The following is a 5,205-nucleotide window of genomic DNA, read 5'->3' on the forward strand; positions in this document are numbered from 1 at the left end:
CATAGGCCGCGCCGGTCTTCGTGCCGACCTCCAGCGCCATCAGCTTCTCGGCAGCAAAGCCGATCATCTCCCGCAGCAAATCGGCATCAGCGCTCTTCTCAACGAGTGAGCGCAGGTTCATCATGTCGTCGGTCATCGGTGGTGTCCCTCAGGTTGGCTCTAAGCAACCCGACCCTACCGGAAATCACCGATGGCTATGAAATCCAGCTACACCACTCCATGGGACACGATCATGGGGGCTGCTGCTTTGAAACATCCGATACGCCTGTTCGTGGTTGCAATTGGGATACTACACTCTTGGCGAGCCTATTTGCGGTTAGTCGCCGCGGTAACGAATTCAGCTCATAGTCCCATGAAGCCCTGGAAGTCCATCCGCACCTCGTCGTCGTAATAGGCCCAAATCCGCCCAGTAATCTTGTGGGCGGCACCCACTCAAAGACGTTCAGTTTCATTTCGGTCTCCTAAATGTCACTTTCGCGACACATCGAAGGACTTGCTACGCGGCCCGCCTCCTGCAGAATTATCTCACGCATCCAGGTGCTCGCCGGATCGTTTTCATGCGAGGCTGGCCACTGGATGCCCTCGGTGAACGCCGGAAGAGGTATTGGACTTTCCACAATTCGCAAGGGCATAGATGGTGCGAGATGCTTCACCAGTCGCAGAGGCAGAATTGCGAGCCTGTCGGTGCCCAATAGCGCTGCGGGCACCATCCCGAAGCTCTGAACGGCAACTTCGACACGCCTTTTGACACCTCGTTCCGATAAATAAAAGTCCTCAAGCGACTGCTGTTGACCAACCCCAGACTTAGCTGTGACGTGGCCCATCGCCATATACTCTCTGACCGTAAGTTGACCAGATAGTTTCGTATTCGTCGTACAGCCAACGGACACGAACTTTTCGTCGAACAGCTTCGCTCTGGGATGTGCGCTTGACATAAACAATTCCGGAAGAATTAGAAAATCGGCTTTGCCCCGCCGCAGAAGCTGGTCCGGATTATCTGGGAGCGGAATTAACTCGAAACTGACAGCGGGAGCTTCCCTTGCCAGACGCTTTATGATTTTCCGGAAGAATACTGTCGTCATGAAATCACAAAGCGCGATCGTAAAGTGTCGCTCCGGTTCGTCTAATGCGAAGCTATCTGCAGAAATAATGTTGAGTTGAATGTGCTGTAGTGTCTCTCGGACCGCGGAGGCGAGGCTTTCCGCACGTGGCGTCAGGATAAGTTTCCGGTTCTGCATCGTAAACAGGTCATCGCCGAAATAGTCGCGCAGCCGGCGGACGGCGGCACTCATTGCAGGCTGACTGAGATTGATGCTGCGCGCCGCTGCCGAAACGTTGCGTTCCGTCATCAAAGCGTCAAATGCGACGAGAAGATTAAGATCAAGACCCTTGAAACGCATACCGATTTAGCCCCAGAATTATCGTGAGGGTTGAAAAGAACAGTAGTGTTCCGATGTTTGCGGGCAGATCTGACGTCGTGACCTTTCAAAGCAAGATCAATCATTATCGCAAAGACTATTGAGTGCGTAATACGGATATCTTAGGATTGAATTGACCAGTTTTGATTGTAGGCAACCTCACATTCTGGACATTATGGCCTACTGCCTGCCGTTGCATTTTTCACAGTCTTCAGGGTGTTGAGTTTGGCTTCGTCCAGTTTTTTCTGACGGCACTTTGATGGTGCCGCATGGTTTCAACGTCCAACTTCTTGCGTGTCAGATGCTGGACAGGACGGGACCGAACTGGCACATCGTTAATTTCAGTGGGCGAACTTGCCTGGAACGCGGCTTCGAACGAGCTACTGGAAGACATGTCGACACCGTGCTTCAAAAGGGATTCGGGCACGCCGTGCCTCCTGACTGCGACGTGTCTGCCCGGTCGGGTTCAGCTTGCGTTCCAGCAAAATCGCGCAGCAACACCCGGAAGCGCCGAGAGCCCGATCGCTCATCGTCGCTAAATTGTCAGTTGTTTAAAGAAAAGCTCAATTGGCTTGCTCTTCCCTCCAGGCGGTCACAATTTTGCAAAGCCAAATTGCACTCCGCGAACATGTGGGAAGAAGCCCGCGGCGGCCTCCAGAACTCGCTTGAGGAATTCGACATATCAGAGTGCCGGGCACGAAAAATATTCGGTTGCTTGAGTGGAATCACCAACCGCAAAAGTCCAATCGAAGGGCTGCGAGCGGCGACCCTCCCGGACAGGCAAAACCATGTATCCGATAAGGGGCAAAGCGTCGTGGCAAATCATCCTATCTTTTGCATTTGCCGCGACTTGTCATGAAGAAGCTCGTTGATCGAGAGCAGCCCCTAACTTCAGATTGCTGAGATGCGCCGCGGCAGGAGCTTGGCCGGCTCGGCGATTCCTAACGAGGGATGCGCTGTTTAGCGTGTAAATTGATGCCGTGGATGTGTGCTATTCAAACAATCGATTTTGCGAATTGATGGCGGTGCTGCATCAGGCGGACCATTGATTGCAGAGAACCTGGGGCGTCGACGGCACAAGAGTGACGCTGAAAGCAATCAAAAGCAGTCAGGAGAAGCCCTGCCGAGAACTATCGCGCAATCAAAAACCGGAGATGAAGCATGCGTCTTACACTTGCCGCCGCGGCGGTACTTTCCACTTTATCTTTGCAGCAAGCCGTCGCTGGCACTGTAAACTGCGCTCCGATCACCGAGCAGCAGGTAGCAGAATTGTTCGATCGCTGGAATGCGTCGCTCAGAACACTCGACTCCGAAAAAGTTGCCGCGAATTATGCGGAAAATGCGATCCTGCTGCCGACGCTGTCGAACACACCGCGCCTGACACACGAGCAGCGAGCCGCTTATTTCGAGCACTTTCTCAAAAAGCGGCCGAAAGGATCGATCGATCTGCGCGTGATCAGGATCGGATGTAACATGGCAACGGACAGCGGCATTTATACTTTTTCATTCGCCGATGGCACCAAAATTCCCGCACGTTACACCTACACCTATGAATTCATGGACGGAAAATGGATGATTACAGCCCATCACTCCTCATCGATGCCTGAGACATAGGGATGGCTCGAGCACGCGTGCTGGCGATATGCCAGCACACGCTTGCGGTGAACTCCAGCTCATCACTCCAAGCCAGAACTTTCGCCAGCAACACTTGCCTCACTGTTCTTTCTTCCCAACGAAAATCGCTGGATCGTATGACGGGCCATAACGTGAGCTTGAAACCGCCGAAAGGGTCATGGCATGAAGGTCTATGCCGGCGTCATCTTTGAAAAAGCGGCTTCCGGCGGCCTCGTCGACACGTCGTCTCCGTCGTTCTTGCAAAAGCACTGGTCGAAATTGCCGGCGAGGAAGAGGCTGCCGCGGCCCGTCACCTTTTGAGGCCGTTTCTGTCAACCGGCGCCAGGGGCCGAACAGATTCTCCGCCCTTAGCCGGCGCAGCGATCAATCAGAGTACAAATTCAAAGCGTTCGACCAGAGCCCACTCTCAGCAACGGTGCCCGCCTCCTCGGAGAGGCCGATCGCGGGACGGCTCCTCCTCCTTGACGCAGTGCATTGTGGAGCTACGCATCCATCATGCCAAGCGACAAATGGGATTCAAAACATCGAGATGATTGGGCGGCGCGCTTGTCCTATGTCGGACATTGTCGAAAGGACAACGTTGCATTTGGCTTCAAGGCGTTGGGTCATCGTCACAATCCGAATTTAAGCACAAACGTCTTTCGGCATTCGAACTAAGGACAGCTCATTTCAGCGACGTCGATGATACGCAAGTCCTGGATCGTTCACTCGACTGGAATGACCTTTGCGTTTGCGATTTAAGGGCGGCGGGAACGGGCGACCGGCATTGGAAGACGGGAAGCCATGATGCCTGGCGGCGAAAAAGCACCCCTCGAGCGCAGAATCCCATCTGATCGAAAGGAAGACGACGCGTGAAATCTGGACATGATAAGCCGGACTGGAGACGAAAGTCATTGCGCGCCTCATCATCAACTTTCATCTCGAAAAAACATAGCGAGGCGCATTTACCTTGGTATACCATCTATCCAACGATACAGGAGTTTTCCTCTGCAATCGGCGCCCATACGTATGAGGAATGGCTGCGGAGCCTGCCAACCGATGACGCTGTTTCGCTCTATCTGCACATTCCATTTTGCCGCTCGATGTGCTGGTATTGTGGTTTTCCAACGAGCATCACTCGTCTGGATAATTTGATCATCCACTATCTAGCAATGCTCCGTGAGGAGATCCGCTTGGTCGCCGAGCAAGCGCCGAAGGCACTTGGCGTGAGCGACGTGCACTTCGGGGGCGGATCCCCGACCATCATGCCGCCAGCAGACTTCCTGTCGCTAATGGAACTTTTGCGCGGCCACTTCGCGTTCGAGAAAGCGGCTAACATCGCTATCGAGGTCGACCCGCGCACCTTCACCACCGATATGGCCGAAGCCTTGGAGAAAGCCGGTGTGAACCGCGCAAGCGTTGGTGTGCAGAGCTTTGATCCCATCGTACAAAAGGCGATCAACCGGGTTCAGAGCGAGGCGCAGGTGATGACTGCCGTCCAGAACCTTCGCCTGCATGGAATAGGGCGCATCAATTTCGACCTGATGTTTGGATTGCCCTATCAAACAGTCCAGTCCTGTCGCCAGAGCGCGAAGTTAGCTATTGAGATGCGTCCCGACCGTCTCGCGGTCTTCGGTTATTCGCACGATCTATCCTATAGAAAAAATCAGCTCCTGATTGACCGGGCAGCATTGCCCGATATAGCCGGGCGCGCTGAGCAGGCCTCGGTCATGGCCGAAACGTTAGCCGCTGCCGGCTATCTGCAAATCGGGCTCGACCATTTCGCGCTGCCGGATGATGAGCTTGCATTAGCGGAGAGAACTGGTCGTCTGCGGCGCAATTTGCTTGGTTACTCGGCCGAAACACGCCCAACTGTGATCGGCTTCGGCGCGTCGGCCATCGGTCGTTGCGGCGAAGGCTACGTTCAAAACGTATGCGGCGTCCACGCCCCATCGATTTTTCAGTTGCAGTGATCTGAGGTTGATCTACGGCCCGTCAAATGAGCTCACCGAAGAGTACCTGACGAGCTCATTGTGAGGCCTTGATGCGGGCGGCGTAGGCCCAGGGCATGAGGGCATCGATGTCTTTTGCTAGGTGGCCGTTTGCGAGGCTGACGAAGAGATCGCACAGATAGGCGTAGGGTTCAACGCTGTTCATTTTACAAGTGCCGATC

Annotated in this window: 3 protein-coding genes and 2 pseudogenes; 2 read left to right on the top strand and 3 right to left on the bottom strand. The window is 54.2% G+C overall.

Features of this window, described 5'->3' with window-relative positions; all coding sequences use genetic code 11:
• Positions 1–136 (bottom strand): annotated as a pseudogene (locus QDY28_RS30480) (IS256 family transposase); the annotation flags it as partial.
• 325 nt (positions 137–461) lie between these two features.
• Positions 462–1,400, bottom strand: coding sequence for a LysR family transcriptional regulator (locus QDY28_RS30485; RefSeq protein ID WP_004112925.1), 939 nt, complete (start codon positions 1,398–1,400; stop codon positions 462–464).
• 1,179 nt (positions 1,401–2,579) lie between these two features.
• Between QDY28_RS30485 and QDY28_RS30490 the strand changes: the two genes are divergently transcribed.
• Together QDY28_RS30490 and QDY28_RS30495 are read left to right on the top strand one after the other, a co-directional pair.
• The gene (locus QDY28_RS30490; RefSeq protein WP_004112919.1) at positions 2,580–3,032 is read left to right on the top strand and encodes an SgcJ/EcaC family oxidoreductase; all 453 of its coding nucleotides are present in this window, start codon (positions 2,580–2,582) and stop codon (positions 3,030–3,032) included.
• A 914-nt stretch (positions 3,033–3,946) separates the two neighbouring features.
• Positions 3,947–4,963, top strand: a pseudogene (locus QDY28_RS30495) (radical SAM protein); the annotation flags it as partial.
• A 97-nt stretch (positions 4,964–5,060) separates the two neighbouring features.
• Here the strand turns inward: QDY28_RS30495 and QDY28_RS30500 are convergent.
• The coding region (locus tag QDY28_RS30500) for a transposase domain-containing protein (protein WP_331384827.1) at positions 5,061–5,205 on the bottom strand (145 nt) is incomplete at its 5' end.

The sequence above is a fragment of the Rhizobium sp. BR 362 genome (assembly GCF_036528765.1).
Taxonomy (GTDB): Bacteria; Pseudomonadota; Alphaproteobacteria; order Rhizobiales; family Rhizobiaceae; genus Rhizobium.

Coding starts and splice junctions, on each gene's coding strand:
- QDY28_RS30485 (WP_004112925.1), bottom strand. CDS start 1,400: ATGCGTTTCAAGGGTCTTGATCTTAATCTTCTCGTCGCATTTGACGCT.
- QDY28_RS30490 (WP_004112919.1), top strand. CDS start 2,580: ATGCGTCTTACACTTGCCGCCGCGGCGGTACTTTCCACTTTATCTTTG.